At 50.0% G+C, this 20,282-nt stretch carries 12 protein-coding genes; 8 read left to right on the top strand and 4 right to left on the bottom strand.

Annotated features, from left to right (window positions below; all coding sequences use genetic code 11):
- Positions 1-265: 265 nt before the first annotated feature.
- The 4 genes from TERTU_RS14930 to TERTU_RS14915 all read left to right on the top strand — a co-directional run bounded on the left by TERTU_RS14930 (position 266) and on the right by TERTU_RS14915 (position 6,477).
- On the top strand, positions 266-2,422 hold the full coding sequence (locus TERTU_RS14930; protein ID WP_015819269.1) for a TonB-dependent receptor plug domain-containing protein: 2,157 nt from the start codon (positions 266-268) through the stop codon (positions 2,420-2,422).
- Positions 2,423-3,036: 614 nt separating this feature from the next.
- Positions 3,037-4,869: a thiamine pyrophosphate-binding protein gene (locus TERTU_RS14925; protein ID WP_015820176.1), complete on the top strand. Its 1,833-nt coding sequence runs from the start codon at positions 3,037-3,039 to the stop codon at positions 4,867-4,869.
- The gene (locus TERTU_RS14920) at positions 4,866-5,666 is read left to right on the top strand and encodes a citrate synthase family protein (protein ID WP_015820798.1); all 801 of its coding nucleotides are present in this window, start codon (positions 4,866-4,868) and stop codon (positions 5,664-5,666) included. Before TERTU_RS14925 ends, TERTU_RS14920 begins: the two co-directional genes overlap by 4 nt.
- Positions 5,650-6,477 (top strand): hypothetical protein, encoded by an 828-nt coding sequence (locus TERTU_RS14915; RefSeq protein ID WP_015818053.1) that lies wholly within the window; start codon positions 5,650-5,652, stop codon positions 6,475-6,477. The genes TERTU_RS14920 and TERTU_RS14915 overlap by 17 nt, the downstream gene beginning before the upstream one ends.
- A gap of 10 nt (positions 6,478-6,487) precedes the next feature.
- Here the strand turns inward: TERTU_RS14915 and TERTU_RS14910 are convergent, their stop codons facing one another.
- Entirely contained in the window at positions 6,488-8,131 is a 1,644-nt protein-coding gene (locus TERTU_RS14910; protein ID WP_015820875.1) for a methyl-accepting chemotaxis protein, read from the bottom strand.
- A 1,255-nt stretch (positions 8,132-9,386) separates the two neighbouring features.
- Here TERTU_RS14910 and TERTU_RS14900 point away from each other — a divergent pair.
- On the top strand, positions 9,387-10,259 hold the full coding sequence (locus TERTU_RS14900; protein ID WP_015818552.1) for a hypothetical protein: 873 nt from the start codon (positions 9,387-9,389) through the stop codon (positions 10,257-10,259).
- A 10-nt stretch (positions 10,260-10,269) separates the two neighbouring features.
- A complete protein-coding gene (locus TERTU_RS14895) occupies positions 10,270-11,424 on the top strand; it encodes a DUF4785 domain-containing protein (RefSeq protein ID WP_015817887.1) in 1,155 nt (384 codons plus the stop codon).
- 140 nt (positions 11,425-11,564) lie between these two features.
- Here the strand turns inward: TERTU_RS14895 and TERTU_RS22255 are convergent, their stop codons facing one another.
- Together TERTU_RS22255 and TERTU_RS14880 are read right to left on the bottom strand one after the other, a co-directional pair.
- Positions 11,565-13,517: a cellulase family glycosylhydrolase gene (locus TERTU_RS22255; protein WP_015818359.1), complete on the bottom strand. Its 1,953-nt coding sequence runs from the start codon at positions 13,515-13,517 to the stop codon at positions 11,565-11,567.
- 418 nt (positions 13,518-13,935) lie between these two features.
- A complete protein-coding gene (locus TERTU_RS14880; RefSeq protein ID WP_015820921.1) occupies positions 13,936-15,093 on the bottom strand; it encodes a helix-turn-helix domain-containing protein in 1,158 nt (385 codons plus the stop codon).
- Positions 15,094-15,522: 429 nt separating this feature from the next.
- Between TERTU_RS14880 and TERTU_RS14875 the strand changes: the two genes are divergently transcribed.
- Positions 15,523-17,361, top strand: a complete 1,839-nt coding sequence (locus TERTU_RS14875; RefSeq protein ID WP_015819121.1) for a PhoX family protein — start codon at positions 15,523-15,525, stop codon at positions 17,359-17,361.
- 102 nt (positions 17,362-17,463) lie between these two features.
- Positions 17,464-19,224, top strand: a complete 1,761-nt coding sequence (locus TERTU_RS14870) for a hypothetical protein (RefSeq protein WP_015817607.1) — start codon at positions 17,464-17,466, stop codon at positions 19,222-19,224.
- A gap of 114 nt (positions 19,225-19,338) precedes the next feature.
- Here the strand turns inward: TERTU_RS14870 and TERTU_RS14865 are convergent, their stop codons facing one another.
- A complete protein-coding gene (locus TERTU_RS14865; RefSeq protein WP_015818994.1) occupies positions 19,339-20,115 on the bottom strand; it encodes a LabA-like NYN domain-containing protein in 777 nt (258 codons plus the stop codon).
- Between the last annotated feature and the right edge of the window lie 167 nt (positions 20,116-20,282).

The raw sequence follows: 20,282 nt of genomic DNA, 5'->3' as shown, positions 1-20,282 counted from the left end.
AGGCCATTAATTGCGAAAGGCGCCTAACAACTAATCGCCGCAGGTCGCGCAGAGAAATTACTAGATTGATCAGAGGTTCCTATACCTTTTTGTTAGCTTTATTTGCTCAGTTATGTAGAAATACGCGATAAACCTGCTATAACACTACATGGCGTAGTGCGGATATACCAAATGGTAGATTTGCGTGCGCTGGCACGTCGTAAAGCCTCCTGTGCTGCACAGGGGGTAGAAGTCGCTATCTCACAGGTTTTATCGGGGCGTTAACATGGTAACTGGCAGTACACGAGTGGCATTGATGCGCTCGTTATTTCTTGGCGTTCTTTCAGCATTTACCAACAACGTCGTTGCGGCTGCTGAGCAAGAGCCAAGCGACGCCATCTTCAATCTCTCACTCAAGGAATTGGGCGAACTCAAGGTTTCCATCGCGACCGGTACCCCTAACTCGGTGGCGAATGCTCCGGCGGTAACATCGGTAATCACCGCCAACGATATCGCTAACCTGGGCGCGCGCACTCTGGATGAGGTGCTGCAAACGGTTCCCGGGTTGTACGTTAGCTTGTCTCACGCCAACCGTCTGGATACGGTGTACTCCATGCGCGGGCTGCACTCCAGCAACAGCCCCCACGTATTGCTATTGCTCGACGGCAACCCTGTGCAGTGGGCGTTGACCGGCGGGCGACCATTTTTGTATCGCCTGCCGGCAAATATTGTTGAGCGCATTGAAGTCATCCGCGGGCCAGGCTCCGCACTTTACGGTTCAGATGCATTCTCCGGTGTGATTAATGTCATCACTAAAACAGCGACCAACGAGGACGCTGCTGAAATGGGCGTGCGGGCTGGATCATTCAATAGTCGTGACGTTATGCTGAACTATTCCGGTCAGCTTGGGGCCTGGCGGGTGTCGACCCTTTTTTCTTCGCTGGCAACAGATGGCGATGATCGCCGTGTTATTCAGGCAGACACGCAAACCTTTTTGGATTACGCCTACGGCACAAATGTGTCACAAGCGCCGGGTCCCCTACAAACTGGCTACCATGTGTACGACTTTCATTTGAAGGCCAGTAGCGAAACTGTGAGTGCCAAATTTTGGTATTGGACTTCCCGCGATACCGGCAATGGCAGCGGTGGAGCCCAGGCGCTCGACCCTTATACGAAAGAGCAGTTCAGTTCCTATTTTGTCGATCTCCAGCATGCGCCGGTGCAGCCTGTGTGGGGTTGGCAAAATCGTATCAAGGCAAGTTACTTCAACCATGAAGCAGATAGCAATTTCACACTGCTGCCCGCAGGGGCTCGAGTGCCTATAGGCGCGGACGGCAATATTGATTTCGCCAATCCCGCCGGGGTTACCCTGTTTAGTGAGGGGGTTATCGGTAAACCGAGTGGTGTTAGCGAAGATGTTTTTCTGGATTGGATAACAGAAAAATCCTTTTCCTCTGGGCACGCGCTGCGTTTATCTGGCGGTTATCGCAAGCAGTCGCTGGACAGTCGTGAATGGAAGAATTTTGGCCCTGGTATTTTGGATGGCACGCAAGAAAGCGTGGACGGAAGTCTGGTTGATGTATCAAATACCGAATACGTTTTTTTGCCCGATAGCGAACGTGAAATTTACCATCTTACATTTCAGGATGAGTGGCAACTCAGTCAAAATTTAACGTTTACCGGCGGGGTACGCTATGACAACTACTCGGATTTTGGCGGTACCACCAATCCCAGGCTCGCTCTAGTCTGGGATGCTAAGCAGGCGTTAACAGCGAAGTTACTCTACGGCAGCGCGTTTCGCGCACCTTCGTTCGGTGAACTGTTTTTTCAAAACAACCCGTCGAATATTGGTAATCCGGATCTAAAGCCAGAAAAAATAGATACGCTGGAATTGGCAATGAGCTATCAGGTAACGGAGCAACTGCAAACATCGCTAAACATTTATCGCTACACAGCGGAAAATTTGATCGAATATATAACGACCTTGCGTGGTGCGCAAGCAAGCAACGCACGTGATCAAGAGGGTGAAGGTATCGAATTTGAAGTGAGCTGGCACCCGGGCAGCCGCTTCAATGTAAGTTTAAATGGCGCGTGGCAAAAATCCTACGATACTGATACTGGCTACAAAATTGCCGATGCGCCAGCTCGGCAAGCGACATTGCTCGTAAACTGGGCCATCGCCAAGCAATGGTTACTGAATGTGAATACCCGTTGGATAGCGGGCCGCGGGCGCATAGCGACTGATACGCGCCCGGAAATAGACGACTATTCCCTGACAGACCTGCATTTGGTGCGTACTGACGTTGTCCATGGGCTCGACCTGGGGCTGCGAGTCACTAATGTCTTTGATAGTGATGCGCGAGATCCCAGCGTTGATCTTATGGCAGAAGACTTTCCGCTCGAGGGTGACGCTATTTGGCTCGAAGCATCCTACAGTTTGTAATTGAGGGTAAATTATAAATAAATTAATTTTTCCACCCTCAAAAAATATTGCGCACAATAAATACGCGAAAATAAATTTATGTTCGAGTGTGGTGCGCAGTGTGCGCTATTGCTTATTTTTATGGCTGAATTGTTGTACTTTTTATATCTGCGGGTGGGGCGCGCACTTTTTTTGATATTTTGTTCATAGGCTTTTCACATGCCCCGTGAAATCTTTCCCTCTCTTTTTTTCGATATATTCGCAGTTTTTTGCGAATAGAAGAAATTCCTTGATTGCCCAATCAGATAAAACCACAATGCTTAACTTGTGACGCTTGAATCTACGTGATTCGAGTAAATATAATTTGTTAACCCGCTAATAAATTAGCGGGAGGTAAAAATTATGCAGGGACGCGTCGCGAACTCTATCCGAGTCTGCGAAACCTGTGAAATTTGTGGCATGTAAACGGTTACAAGGTTTGGCGGGCGACCTTTTTATGATTCTTGAACATTTCATTATTCGGTCGGATGAACAGTTCACATCAATTATAAGGAGAACGTACACGAGGAAGTGGTAACAGCAGCCCGATGTTGAACTCACGGTTATTCCTGTTTTTTTAAGTGGAGCTTTTTTCTGTGAGCACTGAGTTACCCGCGGTATCCAACACTAAAACCCTGTCGCCGCCCGAATTTGAAGCGGCCGATCTCATTATTCATTATTTGGAAGCCATTGGTGTAGACCATGTTTTTGGTGTGCCTGGTGGTGCGATTGAACCAATCTACAATGCGCTCGCCCGGAGCGCCCGGCGAGGTTCTGTGGCAGCCGTAGGGGCATGTCACGAAGCGGCGGCCGCCTACATGGCCGATGGTTATTTTCGTGAATCCGGTAAACTAGGTGTCTGTATGGCGACATCCGGGCCGGGTGCAACCAACCTTATTACCGGCGTTGCCTGCGCCTACGATAATAATATCCCCATGCTGGTCATAAGTGGCCAGCCGACCATTACATCGTTTGGAAAAGGCGCGTTGCAGGAATCATCCTGTACTGGTGTAAATGTGATGGGCATGTTTCGACATTGCACTAAATACGATTCACTGGTTTCTCATATCAATCAATTAGAAACAAAATTGGTAACGGCAATTTTGCAGGCGCTACAGTCACCGCAAGGCCCCGTTCACCTTTCTGTCCCTGTCGATATTTTGCGCGCGCCAGTCGCTAAACCCATACGCGCACTTCAGTTGAAAAATCAAATCGAATATCAAAACCGAAGCTTTGATGAAAGCGCTGTAGACGCGTTGTTTGACGAGTTGATGGACGATCCAGAACCGCTGTTTTTTGTGGGTAATGGTGCAGCGGGCGCGGTTGACAAAATTATGGAATTGGTTGATATCTGTGGTGCGCGTTTTATTTCTGCACCCGATGCAAAAGGATTGGTAAATATACGGCATGCATCTTATCGCGGGGTATTTGGTCTTGGTGGCCATGCCAGTGCGGTACAGGCGATTCACGAGCATGCCAGCAGCATAGTCGCATTTGGTACCGGATTTGGTGAATTTACCAGTGGAGGCTGGGACGACGCATTGCTCAGCGACCGCTTGATACACGTGGACCAGAGCACCGCAAATTTGGTGCAGTCGCCAATGGCGAAGCTTCATGTTCAGGGGCATATTCCAACGCTGTGCCGCAAATTACTGGAAAGACTCGCCGCTGCGGGCAGGGTCGCTGATCCTAACCCGCGTTATTACGAAAAAACGAACCCAAATGTCACGGTACAGGACGCCAGCAAATATCACTCAGACGAGGTTCCGATTAAACCTCAGCGGTTGATGAAATGCCTGTCTGAGAGTTTTCCTGGTCATACCCGGTTTGTTGCCGATGCGGGTAACAGCATGATGTGGGCTCCCCATTACCTGCAACTTATTGATCCGCGTCAACGACTAAATCCCGCAGCAGCGAATCTGGCGAATTCCGGAAACGAGAGGCGCCGAAAACAAAGTAACTGGCTGCAACTGACACTGAATTTTGCACCCATGGGGTGGGCGATAGGTGCAGCGGTGGGCATGTCGCGTGCGAACCCCAGAGCGCCGGTGGTATGTATTACCGGAGATGGCTCCTATTTAATGAGCGGACAGGAAATCACCGTTGCAGCAAAGGAAAAATTACCGGTCACCTTTGTCATTCTCAATGACAGTGTCTATGGCATGGTTATGCACGGGCAGCGACTTGCTGGCGCTGAACCGATCGGATTTGAGTTGCCGACAATCGATTTCGCAAAACTTGCAGCATCGATGGGTATTCGCAACTACGTCATCCACTCCGCGCAAGATTTCGAAAAAATTGCCGGAGGTTTTAGAGCACTCGATCAGGGTCCGTTACTACTGGATGTGAGGATCGATAAAGAGGAGGTTCCGCCCATGATTAATCGCTTAAAAGTCTTAGGTACCGCAAAGGAGTCCAACGAAGTATGAGTAATTCTGCCGCGCGCGAAGTAAAGCGCAGAGACGATGTATTTGTCGAAAAAACACAAACGAAAATCTGGTTGGAAAAGCCAAGCGAAAGCAATCCCTACATCGCCGAGACATCCTATTGCCACGGCTATGAAATTTTCGACTTGATGAAAAACTGCAGCCTGGTAGAGGTTATTTATCTGCTGTTTAAGGGTGAGTTGCCGACAGATGATCAGAAAACACTGCTTGAGCAATTAATGATTGGCCTTATTAACCCGGGGCCCCGACACGCAGCAACACGGGCGGCGATGAACACGGGCGTTGGTAAAACCAATCCTGTGCACATTTTACCTATTGCAGCGATAGTGATGGGGGGCGAGCGCGACTGCGGAGGCGCCATCGAAGATACCATGCGATTTTTTCGTAAAAACTTTCGTCAGCCTCCTGAGGAGGTTGCCGAGCAAATGATGTCCGCTGAGAACGTGGAAGACTGGCCCGGTTTTGGCCAGACTTATGGCGGTCGTGATATTCAAACTACGCGTCTCGCCGAAACGTTACTGGCGCTGGAAGGAGCAGGGGAGATTTTGCAGTGGGCGGCGAATTATGTCGTGGCGTTGGCAAAGGCCAATGCGGGATGGTTGCCAGTTGGGTTGGCCGCCGCTGTTTTTGCTGACCTCGGGTTTCATCCAAAACTTGGCGGACCCGTGTATCAATTGATAACCGCACCGGGTTTGATCGCTCATGGATTCGAGCTCTACACGAAACCTCTAACGTCCATGCCTTACGTAAAAGATGAAGACTATGAAATCAAAAACTGAAGCTGAAATTATTGCGGAACTTGATGGCCGTCGAAATAAAATTGTTTCCCATAACGGTGGTTGGTTGCCCGGCAAAGGTGTATTTATTCATGGTCATCGCTTGCTGGAAGATCTGGTGGTCAATGAATCTTACATGCAAATAGTGGTGCTCAATGCCACTGGTAAAAAAGTGAGTACGGAATTGGGTCAGTGGATGGAAGCCATTTTTGGCTGCATGAGTTGGCCAGACCCACGAATTTGGTGCAATCAAATTGGCGCACTTGCTGGCGAAACCAAAGCGTCCGTATCGGCTGCAACGGTCGCGGGCACCCTTGCCGGGGACTCGCGCGCATACGCCCAGGGCGCATTGATAAAAGGCATGGATTTTATTCGAGGCGCGATGGCAAAAGTTGAGTCGGGTATGACTCCGCAGGAGGTCACTGATGCCGAGGTGAAAGCCAACCGAGGCAAGCCGAATATTATGGGGTTTGCACGGCCCTTGGCCCAGGGCGACGAGCGCGTGAGCGCACTGGAAAAACTCACAGTAAAGTTAGGCTTTGCAGTGGGCCCACACCTGCAGCTCGCTTACGACATTGAAGAGGCGCTGTTTGCTCGCTTCGGAGAAAGTATGAATATTGTAGGTTATATGTCGGGTTTCCTTGCTGATCATGGATTTACGGCGGAAGAAGTATACCGGGTATATGCGGTGTCGGTGATGAGCGGTGTAACCGGATGCTATGTGGAATATGCCGATCAGCCAGCGAATCAGTTTTTACCGCTGCGGTGTGACGACATTGATTACGTCGGCGTAGGTATACGCTCAGTGCGCTAGCTGGTTGTGTTCAGCGGATCGCTTTGTAACCGATTCTAAATCCGCCCCAGTGTTTTCCATTCACATAGATAGGGGCGGAGAGATCGTGAATAACTTCGCCGGTATCGCGCTTGTAGGTTTGTAGTAAAAAAGGTTTAGTATTACTTCCGCAGCGCGCACCGGTGCGATCGTTAAAAATTCGCTTGGTGCGGTTGTTAACAAGATCAGTCTCGAAATTACCGGTCAGGGGCTGTGCGTAGCGTTTGTTGTGGGTGGGGAAATAGCCATTGTTGTCCACTGCCCCGGCGAATAATACAAATTCCATCGCGGATAAGATCGGTTCTTGCACAGCAGGCAGTACTTTATCTGTGAACGCGTCAAAGCGGGTGTTGAATTTTTTAGGGTTGGTATTTTCGATAGGTTTGTAGTCGCGATCAAACAGATCTGACTGGGAAATTTTTCCCGCGCGAACCGCCTCTTCAAACATTGCGCCAATTTTTTTCGCGGTTTCAATTGCCGTTGTGCGTATCTGGTCGTGGCGTTTTCCCAGAGTAAATTGTCCCAAACTGCCGAGAATATCTTCCGCGAGCTCTGCGAGCTTGACGCCGTCGTCCGCCGCTCGAGTGACGTTTTTACGTGAGCTGTTAAGTTCGTGGCTAATGGAGTCGATTGCAGAAAAAACAGCATTGCTGGCATTGACCTGCTCGTGCACCGCATCAATGATGGCGGTAACCTGAGTTTTAGAGCTTTGCGCCCGCTGTGATATTTGCTGCAGTGTAGTGCCAGTACTCTGTACTTTTTCAACGATGCTTGCGGTCGAGCTATTGAGCGCTGTCATTATGCCCACCACCCGTTCTGCCTGACCCCGGTTTTTACCGAGCATATCTTCAATTTCGCTGGTCGCTTTGGTGGTTTGATTAGCTAAACCACGTACTTCATCGGCAACCACAGTAAAGCCGCGGCCATAGTCGCCGGCACGCGCAGCCTCAATTGCAGCATTTAGGGCCAGCAGGTTGGTTTGCTCGGCGATATTGTTAATGACCTGGGTGATACCCTGAATACTTTGCGATTGTTGTTGCAGTGATACGATTGCCTGGCTGACTTCGTCCACGGTACGGCCGATTGCGTTGATATCGTTCACCAATGCAGTTGCCGCATTCGCGCCGAGGTTACTTTGTTCCCAGGTTTCTTTCGCGGCATCACCCGCTTGTTCTGCGTTTTCTGCCACGGCTTTAACGCTGTCGGCCATTTGTCGGGCCACAGAGCTTATCTCCTCCGCGCGTTGGTATTGGGCGTCGATTGAGTTGCGCAAGGTATCAATGAAGCAGGAGATATCGGCGGTGCGAACTGCTTGCCGGTCGACCTTGCTGGCCAGTTCCTCAAAAATGCCCTTGCGGGAGATCTGGCACTCAACCAGGGACTTTACCAGTTGGTTGTCGGTGTGGGCGTGGGAATCCAGTTGGCTTATCTCGCTATGTGCAACTTGCTCAAACGCAAGGTAGGTCCGCTTGATGAAGGCCTGGTGAATCAGCCACAGGCCCATGGCGCCAGTGGCGAGACCAATGGTTCCTGTTGCGATGGCGGTGAGCTGCCAATCTGCCAGGAGCAGGATAGCGAGCCCCCCAATCAGAAATGTGGCTATCGAACCGACATGGCCGAGAATTCGGTTATTCATGGTTGTGCCCGAAAAATATTAGATATAACAAGTGTATCTTTCTATTAGCATTGGAAATAAATGTCTCAGCGTCGATTAAACACGAGCTTTCGGACGACATTGTTAGCGTATTGATCAGCGGTGTTGCCAGCACAATCATGACTAAAGGATAGACGACGGATACCTGATGTGTGCAACTCATCCAGAGGTGTACGCCGTATTTAATGCACGGGTGCAACCTGGCCTGGTAGCGTCGCGGGGTTTCCCGGCCAACCACATATGGTTGGATGCTCTCAGGCGCTTGCGCAAGAGTTGCCTGCTGTTGGCTAATGAATTCGGCCACCCTTACAAGCCTTGTGGGTAAGTCTGTCGGCGAACTAATTAATCCGTATTGGAATACATTTTCGTCCTGCATTTTTATGTATTTAAAAACGCATAATCTGTTAACTAAAAAATAATGTTTCTGCGTTTTCGATACTTGTCGCGTATTAGATGTTTGTTGGCGGTTGTAAAACTTGTTATTTTTTCTTTGTGAAATTAGTCAAAAAAAACTGCCATGAATATTTCGTATATTTTTAACGAGTGCTTAACGAAGTTATGGCAGGATCTAATTTATTGTTAGCCAATAGACTGTAGCTCTAGATCAGATTGTCGGGCTCTTCCTGTATCTCTTGTTAACGTTTGCGAAATAGCCCGATGCGAGACGTCGTTGGACTCTGCTGCCTAGAACGGGCGTTTCTGATTGGCTTAATGTAGAAAATTTTTATCGACAAGGAAATCGTAGTCGATAGTCATTTCCCCCGCATTATTCTCAGTAGCGGTATCGCGAGAATGAATTATTTACTCATCAATTGGACGACTACGCCGTAAATCAGCCCACTTCATAAAGGGGCAGGTGGCAAATGCGATAGTTGTCTGACGCGGAATTCCCTTTTTGAAATCAAATCAAGGCTGGAGATTGGAGAGAAGCCCTGTGAGGGGAGGGCGGATAAATTTTTTAACGGGTCGGTAATTTGCCATAGGCGCCGATCCCGCTTGGCACAGGGGAAGGTTGTAAATTAGTGTTTGAAGGCGCTAAAACCTGTCGCATGGATTTTTGGAATGGACGCCTTGCCGTATGCGTTATAAACGGCGAAACCCCGAGCGCTTGAATGAGTTTAAAAGTGCAGACGGTGGTAGAGCCCTGCCAGGGAAGAAGGGGGCGTCTGCTGAAAAAGAGAAGCAAGGTAAAACTCGCAACTAGTGGTATCAAAAATTAACCTTTGGAGACCGTACGATGAAAAATCGATTGGTAAGAGCATTTGGAGCCTTTGTGCTCACTATGCTTTTTGGTGGCGCCAGCAGTGCATTTGCTGCGACAGGCGTGGCGCTGGTACATGGCACGGGTAATCAAACTGACGCATACAACGATTATTGGCAATCTGGCATGGTGGAGTCTATCCGCCAGGGCCTGCCCAATAGTAACAATTTGTTGGTTGTGAACTGTCAGTTTGAGGAATACATGTGGACTTCAGGTGCCTCTGGCTGCCTGGCGACTCAGCTCTACAATTTTATTACCAGCAAAAATATCGATGACTTGGTGGTAATAACGCACTCTAACGGCGGCAATGTCATGCGTTGGATTTTGTCCAACCCAACTCAGGACAGCCGCTATCCAACGATCATTAACGCCATTCGTTGGGTGAATGTGATTGCGGCCAGCAGTGCGGGTACGCCACTGGCCGATGCTGTTATTTCTGGCAACCAGTTCGAGGCCGCCGTTGGCTGGCTGCTCGGTTATGAAAACGACGCAGTACGCATGCAGCAGACCAGCTGGATGGCCAGTTATAACCAGACCTCGCTGCTGGGTACTGCAGATCGCCCGGCCTTGCCTGTGCCGTTTTACAGCATTGTCGGCACTGACGTAGAAACTGCAATCTGGGATTCGGACAGCTATTGTGGTGGTTATACACAGAACCTTGGTTTGGAGGTAACCCAAGCCTGGCTGGACAGCTGCTCTGACGGTTTTATTAATTGCAGCTCCCAATCTGCAGCTGGAAGCGTTTGGTTCTACGATACCAGTCGCACCAAAGGTAAGGAGCCTCTGAGTCACAATCAGAGCCGACGCAAGTGTTTTAACCTCGACGTTATTTTGCGAAACGACATATAAGGTGGGTGAAATGATGAATATAAAAAATATGGTGGTCGTCGCCTCACTGTTGGTGGCGTCTATAGCAAACGCGCAATCGGAATCTCGCGAAACAGTTACTTTTGCTCAGGTGTTGGAGCCGGAGAATGCTATTTCCCTTTATGAGCAGGGGCAGAAACAAAGCAGCAAAGCATTTTTTCGCACTGTTTCTGGCGCGGATTTAAAAAAGGGCGTGTCGTTTATCACCGACGGCGAAAGCGCTGTTATTCAGTTGTCGCCGTTAGACTCCGTTATTAATGGCAAACGTCAGCAAAAGCTTTCAGTGCCACGTAACATGATGCTCTCGCACGCGGGAAAATCATTCGATGTGGAAAGCGATGAAATTGCATTACACCGCCGCTCGCAGGCGTTAAAAGAAACTTACCCGGAGTTGTACGGCCGCGCGCACGTGATGCAGATTCCAGCGAGTCTGGGTGCGGGTGAATTTGCGCTCACGGCGGATGCTAGTGCGAATGACAGTGATCGTTTTGTCCTCTACGTGCTCGACAGAAACAGTGATATCAGTCTGGAGGTGGCAACGGCTGCATCTGGTATTGCCACAGGCGAGGTTTTCCAGTTTGACGCTGCTATCGCGTCTGAGCAACGTGCCTCTCTGCAGGGCGCCCGCGCAGAGCTGGTTGCCCCGGATGGTTCAATTTATCCGCTGAAAGGCCAGCGCAATAAGGGCCGCTTCTCCAGCCAGTCGGCGTTGAACGTAAAAGCTGCCGGTCGTCCTGGTGAGTTGTGGACGTTGCGCGTAAACGCAAAAGTCCGCAATGCAGCCGGTGAGTTGGTGGAACGTGTTACTCGGGTCGCCGTTAACGTGCACGAGACAACCGCTTCTCTGGCGGCGGTTGATGCTGATGCTGCTGGGCTGTCGTTAGGTTTGAGCGTTGCACGGGAAGGGCGCTATGAAATCCGCGCGCTGGTATTCGGTCGCGACTACGACGGCGAACAAAAACCGGCAGTTTTGGCGTTTCAAGCGCAATGGCTGAAATCCGGTGATCAAACCCTGAAAATGGCTATCGATCAAGATAAGCTGAAAGCGTCGGGCCTCAATGCGCCTTATACAGTGAAACGTGTGAAGTTGATGGATCAAGGCCGTATGGCGGTGTTGGAAAGTCTCGTAGGCGAGTGGGCGATGTAAGCTTCAACCTGCATGCATCCATGCACCACCTATTAACGTCGCAATTTTCATTGCCAGTTTAATAGGTGAAAAAAGGGCAGCGTTGAGCTGCCCTTTTCTTTTGGCGTGTAATAACGAGTATTGAGAGGTTGCCGCAAATACTACTGCGCGGCGTCTACACCATCATTTAACGCGTTCATCGTTTGCGTGTCGAATACCGTGTTGCTATTGCGGTCGAATATGCCTGATGAGTGATTATTCAAGCCGCCGGCATCCCAGTAAAAAGGCATCAAGCCGTGCTCAATCGCCGACTGGGTGACGTATTTGTGCCAGTAAGCGCGAGATTGCAAATGCAATTGTAAGTTGTCGCCAGACAATTGGTCGGTGCGTCGCATTGCAGAAAACTCCCCGAGTACCACGGGAATCCCGTTATCCACGAACTGACTTTGCATCATTGCGAACAGATCATCGACAAACGACTCTTCGCCCCAGGTTGGGTTGTGCGCTGTGTCGGTCGCTGAATGATTGCCTGCCCCCCAGTAAAAGAACTGATTTCCCCAGCCCGCATCTTCACCCATGAGCGTGAACTGGTAGGGTGTATAGAAATGGACTTCTGCCATGAGGCGTCCGGCAACAGTGTCGGAAGGCATGCTCGACATCAACTCGTAAGTGCGTTCGATATCTGTGTTGGGGCCCTGGATAACCAGAACACGATAGGCGTTGCGGCCACCGGTCTCACGCACGGCGTCTACGAAAGTCTGGTGATAGCTCATGAGCACCGCCATCTGCTCGGCACTGTCCACATTGGGTTCATTCGCACTGGCGAACATCAGGCGGCCGTCAAAATCGCGCATTTCGGTGGCGATCTGCTGCCAGAAGGCGCGTTGCTTAGCGTTATTCGCCGCCTGCATTTCTGGCGTGATGTTATTTTCCAACCAACCGCCGTCCCAATGAATATTTAACACCACTGGCATGTCATTATCGATACACAGTTGCACAACGTCTTTAACGCGCGCCAGCCAGGCGTCGTCAATTTCCGCGGTGGTCTGATTTGCGTATTGATCCCAGGAGGCTGGAATGCGGATCGCGTCGAAGCCGCTTTGCTTAACGAGTTCAATAAGCTGGTTAGTAATCATCGGATTACCCCAGGCGGTTTCCCCGCCGATGGCTTCGAGCGTATTGCCAATATTCCAGCCCAGTGATATTCGGCTTGCCAGAGTTACGGCGTCAGCTTCCATCCCTGTCATGTCTGGCGCAATCGCGCTGGTGTTGTAGTCGGGATACAAGCCACCGGAACTGCTGGAGCTAGATGAACTCGAGCTGGATGAACTTGAGCTCGAACTTGAACTGGATGAACTTGACGAGGACGAACTGCCTGCACCACTCGAGCTGGAGGAACTACTGGAGCTTGAACTTGAGCTGGAACTGCTCGATGTTGTGCTGCCATTGCCACACTCGACACCGCCATCGCCCCATTGTGCATTGCAGGTTTCGGCACCGATACAGCTGGCGTTATTTTCCCATCCCCATCCGCTGTCTTGATTCGCGCAGACCGCGTAGGTCGTGCCGTACCAATTACAAACGCACGCTTGCGGGCTGCCTGACGAGGAGCTTGACGAGCTCGAGCTGCTGGATGAGCTGGAACTGGATGAACTGGAGTTCGAAGAGCTACTGGAGCTTGAGGAACTTGAAGAACTGCTCGAGCTTGAAGAGCTGCTCGAGCTCGATGAAGAGCCGGTCTGGCCGTCAGCCGTGCACGCGGTAATGGTTGCACTGGAGTCGTCGCCGTTACCTTGTAAACCAAAACTTACTGAGCCGCCTGCAGGAATCTGGCTATTCCAGCTCAATGGTGTTGCGGTGTACGGGTTGCTGCCGGATACCGTCGCTGACCAGCTGCTGCTAACGCTGGTACCGTTATTGTGTTCCCAGCTTACCGCCCAGCTGCTTACGGTAGACGGGCTGTCGTTGGTGACAGTTATACTTGCGGTAAAACCACCGCCCCAATCGTTACTGATATCGTATTCACAGGTAAGCGCCAAAGCGTGTTGCGCGCACAGCCAAGCTGCCACACAAGCGCCCAGGCGCAAAAGTGGGTTTCGCAGTCGAGTCAACATAGAGGTGTCCTCGTTGAAGAGTTAAGAGTCGTTATTCGTTGTTGTTAAGCCCGGCTGTGATTCGCACATTCAGGCTGTGCGCAAGGTACTGAATCGGAAGAAAAGGCTCGTAGCGGTTTTTCAAATTTCTCTGCTAAAGCGCGAAAAGTGAAAAAATTTTTGCCAAAAATGACAGTCAGTTTCTATACGTGCTATCTGAAACCAAAGCTGGATAGAACTCGCAGAAATATAATGTATACCCTGAAGTTGTTAATACTCATTCAGCAGAATGAATTGAATGAGTATTAGCAGGGCCCAGGTTTCTCGTGAAGCAATCTTTTTATATTAGGGGTGTGGCAGCTTACTTAAGAGAGAGCCGCTGGGCATAGCTCTCGGGCCAGCGTGGCCAGGGCCAATAGCAAGTGCGTGCGGCTTGGGCTCAACCGTCGTCGCTGTAGGATTGCTTAAACACCTTGGGTGTACAACCGTACTCGCTTTTAAAGAGTTTATTGAAATAGGGTACGTTTCTATACCCCACCGAGTAGGCTATTTCCGCCACGCTGATGTGTTTTTTCTCGGCTAACAGGCGCGCTGCTTCGGTAAGGCGAAGTTTGTTCAGGTAAGCGCTAAACGTATAACCCAGCTCAGCCTTCAGCACGTCGTTAATTTTGGTGCGACTCACCGCGAGCGAGGATATAGCCACGTCAAGATTTAGCTCCGGGTTTGCGTACTGGGTTGCCATGTAGCGCAGAATATTCTCTTTTTCCCTGTCTTTTTGCGGTTCGAGGGAGAGCTGTTTATAGGCGATCAACGGGCGGTCTTTTTGCATTTTCTCCTTGAGCGACTGTATCAAGGTTTTGGTATGCAGCCGCGCAACCCACACTCCGAACAAGATCCAACACAGAGCCAGCAACCCTATGTAGGTATAGAGATACCCCCAGTTGCGACCATGCAGGGTTAATTCCGCAATACGAACCTCACTGTTTACATCGAATGGGCTCTGGAACGAGTTACCGATGGTGAAGCGAGGTACTTGGGTTAAATCGTAGCCCTGCTGTGAAAGCTCCAGACTGTTGAGGCTAAACCACCACTGCGGTGTCTCGAGCCGGGTGAGATCAATACTGACAGTGGTCCATTGCTCATAACAGGAAAAAAACGTGGTGGGAAGGCGGTAGGTGGAAATATCGTTGGGGTCGGATACCTGCGGGTCAACCGTAAATAGCGCAAAGGTCAAGACGTTTTCCCGGGAGCACTGCACACTGAATGTCAGGTGGCTATAGGGGCTCAGGTTTAAATAGCGATCCAGTTCACCCGTAGGTGCAAACACCAGCGCGAATGCCGTGTAAGGAAACTCAGCCCCCTCTTTCAGGAGAAAATCAAACACCAGACTAAAGTGGGTTTCCTGGATGGCGATGTGGGAGTTGCCCCCTTGAAGCTCGTCAGAAACGGCTTCCACGCTCCAGGGAGTGAAACTGCGATTGTGGGGAAGCAGGGGAGCGTGCCTAAACGTGTAGCGCGCGCATAGTAGGCCGGTTAGTGCGCTGAACACCAACATTCCAACCAGTGCAATGGCAACTTTCTTATAAAAATTCAGCATTTTTTATTATGTTTTAAGTGAATTTGGCATGGGTAAGTTTCAGCTGCGGGGCACATGCAGCTCAGAGTGTTAACTTGCAGGTAATTCACACGTATAGCGTATGTATATAGTATCGCACACGTCTTGCGCCTGCCATCGTGCAAATATATCGACATCCTACCGCGCCTCCTGGTCGCCGAAACTCAATCCCAATAAGTAGCGGCGTGTACTTCCCCTAACATCCACCACGGTTCTCCACGTTTTGGCGCCACTTTAGCGCCTGCTGTCGTCAAACCTTAATGTTTTTGTCACAAATTTAGCATTTTTGAGAAATATTCCCCCTGCAAGATATGCGGTCACGAAAAACCCTAAAGCGTTGCTCAAACTGTGAACAAATGCATGGGTTTTTTATGAAACCTCCACAGACTCGTGACCTAACAGGTGAAATCGATGAAAAGAAAAGCACTATATCTGGCTATGATGGCCATTTGTTCAGCCACCCTGATCGCATGTAGCGGCGACGACGGTAAAGACGGCGTTAACGGTACCGACGGCACCAACGGTCAGCCTGGCCAGGACGGTAATGACGCATACACCAACGACATCACCTTCTATGAAGTTGCGCCTGCAGTTACAGACACCGAAAAGAACACCATTCGCACCTCCACTAAAGTCTCAGTGGGTGGCGAAATGCAAAATATCGATTACACCACATTGCTGTACACCGGTGATGAAGATAACGGTGAAGTCTATGGCCGTGTAAAAGACTACCAAGATAACGTCATCAAAAATGAAGATGAGTCAGACTATATGTGTAACGGGACCGAAGGCGGTCAAGGCTCCGGTTTGGATCACTTCAGTATTCTGCAGAAGAACGACAAACTCTACATGGTTTCTCAGTTTGAATGTTCTGTTGGTGCGATGTACATCAACGAACTAGAACAAGACGCGAATGGCGAACTGAGCGCGAAAGAAGGCACCCTGCAATTTGTAAGTCAGGCCGCTGAGTTTGGCGGTTTCACCCATTGTGCCGGTATGACTACACCTTGGGAATCGCACCTGGGTTCCGAAGAATACGAACCAGATGCACGTAACCCTGGCGGCAAGTACTACGATGAAGTCAGCAACTACTTTTGGGCGGGCGATGCCAGTAAAAACAGCCCTTACTACTACGGTTGGACGCCAGAAGTACAGGTTAACGACGCCGGTGAAGCGGTTTATATGAAGCACTACGCGATGGGGCGTTTTGCCCATGAGCTTGCTTACGTCATGCCGGACGAGAAAACAGTCTATTTGTCTGATGACGGCACCAACGTTGGTTTGTTTATGTTCGTTGCTGACACAGCGAAAGACCTTAGTGCCGGTACTTTATATGCTGCGAAATGGCACCAGACTTCCGAAAAGGGGCTTGGTGAAGCAGTGATCAGCTGGATTGATCTTGGTCACGCCTCGAACGAACAAGTTCGTGAAGTGGTTGCGGCTAAACCTTTATTCTCGGACGTGTTCGACACGGAAGCAGCCGTTGATGGTGGCTGTCCTACTGCGGGCTTCACCGCCGTTACCGTTAACGGTGACAAAGTCACTGAATGTTTGAAACTGAAAGACATTGATGGTTCTGGTTCTGTTGATGCGGCAGACGGCGTTTTAGCTTCGCGTCTGGAAACTCGCCGATACGCCGCAATGATGGGCGGAACTTCGGAATTCCGTAAGGAAGAAGGCATCACTTTTAACGCGCGCGATAGCAAACTCTATGTTGCAATGTCTGAAGTAGCAAAAGGTATGTCTGATGAAAAAGGCGATATTCAGGTAGAAGAAATTTCTTGCGGCGGTGTTTACTCGCTGAGTGTGGCGTTGGATGAGACCATCGGTTCAGCGTATGTGGCTTATAACATGAAGGGCCTGTTAGCTGGCCAATCTGCTGACTACACCGGCACCGCGTTAGAAGGTAATAGTTGTGATGTCGATGGACTTGCGAGCCCTGACAATGTCGCATTCCTAGAAGGTACCGACATTCTGGTTATCGGCGAAGACACTAGCTCCCACCCGAACGATATGGTTTGGGCTTACGACATCACTAAGAAGTCTTTGGCTCGCATCGCGACCACGCCTTATGGTTCAGAAACCACGTCTCCATACTGGTACAAAGATATTAATGGCTTCGGCTACCTGACTCTGACCACTCAGCACCCATTTGGCGAAGTTGATGATGATTACCAGCGTCCAGAAACCGTTGATATCCGTTCAACCGCAGGTTATGTAGGTCCTTTCGACTTTTCCAAACTCAAATAAGTTGTTTGGTTAGTTATCTCCACTTATTCGTGGAGCAGAAGCGGCGGGGTTTTCCTGCCGCTTTTTGTCTTTTTATTTCGACTTAGATTTTTAGGTAGCACCATGCACAAATTTCTTGTGATTAGCATATTCAGTGCGAGCTTGTTATTGCAGGCCTGTGGTAACGATGATGGCGATGCGGATAAAACGCAATCCAATCCTACGCCTGTCGCGCAAGCGACACCCAGCCCTGAGCCAAATGGAAGTGATGATCACAGTAAAGTGGTTACCGATACCTTGTTGCTAAACACATTGGTGAAGCATAACGAAGGCGCCTTTATTCCAGCGCAATGTTACACCAAAACCCGCGCGTCTAATGGGGAGGTTCACAACCCTTGTTATGCCTGTCACCAGCCCGAGCGAGAACCCAATTATCTCGACGACGGTGATTTGCAACTTGAGTACGGCTTTAGACCGGTAACGCAGGAAAACAAGTGGACAAACTTATTTAAAGATCGCAGTGCAGATGTTGCTGCAATCAGCGACGAAGAAATTACTCATTGGGTGCGAACATCCAATTACTTTGACAGTAACGGCAAGATTATTCTGGCCGAAAAAATGGCAGACGTGCCTGCCAATTGGGATTTTACTCGTGATAACACATGGAATGGTTTTACGCCAGACTGCTATTACAATTTTGACGATGAGGGTTTCGACCGCGCGCCCTCTGGCGAGCGAACCGGATGGAGGGCATTCGCGTACACTCCGTTTCTGGGAACCTTCTGGCCCACTAACGGTAGCACCGACGATGTTTTAATTCGACTCGCGCCTGCGCTTCGCCAAAATGGCGAGGGCATTGCAGATGACAATATTTACAAGCTCAATTTTGCGGTTGTCGAGGCGATGATCAAGCGGGCAAATATTGCCATTCCCGCCACGGAAGAAGCACTTTACGGCGTGGACTTAAACCGCAACGGTACCTTGGATGTTGCTGAGGAAGTGGTTTACGACTGGAAACCGCTTGAAGGGCGACGCATGGAATACGTGGGCAAAGCCCGTGATCTGTTGCAGGCAGGCGATCTGCACATCGCTGCGGGCTTATACCCCGAAGGGACAGAGTTTCTGCACACGGTGCGCTATATCGATGTAGACGATTCCGGCGAGATTAAACTTGCGCCGCGTATGAAAGAACTGCGTTACACCATAAAAGCGAGTTGGAATAATTATTCACAATTGCGCAACGCGGCGCTGTCAGAAGTAAAAGAAGCCGATACCTTTCCAGAGCGTTTGCGCAGCGTAAAAGGCAACCCGGAAATTGGGCTTGGCAATGGCGTGGGCTGGGTGTATCAGGGGTTTATTGAAGATAAGCATGGCGATTTACGCCCGCAGAGTTACGAAGAAACCGTCGCTTGTGTGGGCTGCCACTCAGGTATTGGCGCTACTGATGATAGCAGCTTTGCATTTCCCCGCCGTGTCGCCAGCAGCTATCCACAAGCGGGCTGGTCGCACTGGAGTCAGCGTGGTTTGGCGGGCATTATGGAGCCTCAGTGGGCGGATGGAACCTGGGAGTACACTGAGTATTTGAAGCAAAATAAATCTGCCAACGAATTCCGCACCAACAATGAAGTTATCGCGAAGTTTTTTGACGCTGAAGGCGAGTTAATTCCCGCTAAAATCACAGCGCTGCACGGCAATATAGGCGAGCTATTGCTGCCATCGCCAGAGCGGGCTTTGGAGCTCAATAAGGCGTATAAGGTGATTGTGGACGAGCAGAGTTTTATTTACGGTCGCGACGCGCACATCGCGCCTTTAGATAACGTCTGGCAAAATGTACCTGAAGGCGAACTTACCGGCGTAGAATCACTGGTGGTTAAGAAGTATTAGAACGTGGTGCAGAGCGTATAAATAAGCTACCCAGGCAAACAGGTGCAATAGTGCACCTGTTTCCTCGTTGATTAATTTGCGCGCTAATTGTTTTATTCACTTACACTCGCTCATTCACTTGTAGACAAGTGCATTTTCTGCCTGGAACCCGCCGCGTTCCGATTTTATCTTGTCAAATTCAATAACCGCATTGTTCGAGGCCAACGCAGAAAAACGGTCGTTGCTCACGCCCATTCCGTCTTCTGTTAGTTGAGAAATATGGCAAAAAATGCCGGACTCGATATCGGTCAACTGGTAGCCGGTTCTTATCGATAAGAAACCAAAACCTTTTTCTTCATTGACATAGTCCAGCACACCGCGATGGCGGATTTTTTTCGGATCATTTTTTATCGGCAGTAATCCGGGAATGGTCGCGCCATGAAAATAATAGTCGACCTCTCGCCGCAGTTCACCGCTGACATTGTGTATTGCAACGGCATCCACACGCTTACCTTTGCTTTGTAACGCGCGGACTAAGCGGAGGAAATCGCCGTCGCCCGTTCCTAACAGGATGTAGTCCAGGTTTTCAGCCTGGAGCATGGCATCAACGGCGAGGTCGAGATCAGCATTGGCTTTGATGTTCTGAGTCCCGTCGGCGTTGGTAAAGCGACGAATTTCTTTTTCAACAATATGGAATCCCGCGAGCCGCATTTTGTCCCGTCGAGCCTGCGCCTTTTCCCGGTACTCGAAATCGTATTTTTCCCGCGCATTATCTACCGCGATATAGACGTTGGCGCGGAGAACAGTTGTTCCCTGGGCTTCCACAAGCTTGCGAATCACGTCGAATCGCATCCCCCAGCCTCCATTCATATTGAGATTTTCCATATCCAGAAATATCCCTGCTTTCAGCATGCGATGAGTCTCCAAAAAGTCCTGGTTGCCTCGGCCTGTGGGTTATCGTCACATTGAAGGAGGCAAACGAAGTTGCTAGAAATGAAAAGCCCGGCTGCTGCGCCGGGCTATTGAAATTGAGAGGATGTTGTCGCTGGGCTCGTGTCAATCAGAGTTTAACAATTGAA

It is taken from the genome of Teredinibacter turnerae T7901 (assembly GCF_000023025.1).
GTDB lineage: Bacteria > Pseudomonadota > Gammaproteobacteria > Pseudomonadales > Cellvibrionaceae > Teredinibacter > Teredinibacter turnerae_B.
This window is presented reverse-complemented; position numbering and strand designations above follow the sequence as displayed.